This is a genomic window from Aliarcobacter vitoriensis (genome assembly GCF_003316695.1).
Lineage (GTDB): Bacteria > Campylobacterota > Campylobacteria > Campylobacterales > Arcobacteraceae > Aliarcobacter > Aliarcobacter vitoriensis.
In genome coordinates this window covers 1-797 of sequence record NZ_PDKB01000049.1, presented here as the reverse complement: position 1 = coordinate 797, position 797 = coordinate 1, and the positions used below count along the sequence as shown (strand labels likewise).

Genomic DNA, 797 nt, shown 5'->3' with positions numbered 1-797 from the left:
TCAATAACTCAAATGTTAGTTGAAAATAAATCAAATGGATTAACATTAGATAAAAGTTCAAATGTACTATTAGGAAATGTAGATAAATTGAATTTAAGTTCAAATGAAGCAGCAGCTTCTTTGGAAGAAACAGCAGCAGCACTTGAAGAGATAACTTCAAATATTAGAAATAATACAAATAGTATAGCTCAAATGGCAAGTTTTTCAAAAAATGTAACACAATCAGCTTCACAAGGTGAAAATCTAGCAAATCAAACAAATGTATCAATGGATGAAATAAATGCTCAAGTTACAGCAATAAATGAAGCAATTAGTGTAATAGATCAAATAGCATTCCAGACAAATATTTTAAGTTTAAATGCAGCAGTTGAAGCAGCAACGGCAGGAGAAGCTGGAAAAGGGTTCGCTGTAGTTGCTCAAGAAGTAAGAAATTTAGCATCTAGGAGTGCAGAAGCAGCTAAAGAGATAAAAGATATAGTTGAATTAGCAACAATAAAAGCAAATGAAGGTAAAGATATAGCAAATAATATGATAGAAGGATATAAAGATTTAAATTCAAATATATCACAAACTATGAATCTTATTTCAGATATACAAAATGCTTCAAATGAACAACTACTTGGAATAGAACAAATAAATGATGCAGTAAATCAGCTAGATCAACAGACACAACAAAATGCAATGGTAGCAAGTCAAACACATGATATTGCAATAGTAACAGATGAAATTGCAAAATTGATAGTAAGTGATGCTAATGAGAAAGAGTTTATTGGTAAAGATGAAGTTAAAGCTAAAAG

1 protein-coding gene is annotated in these 797 nt (G+C 30.0%); it reads left to right on the top strand.

Annotated elements, in window-relative coordinates; translation table 11 throughout:
• The coding region (locus CRU91_RS12075) for a methyl-accepting chemotaxis protein (protein ID WP_235827017.1) at positions 1–797 on the top strand (797 nt) is incomplete at both ends.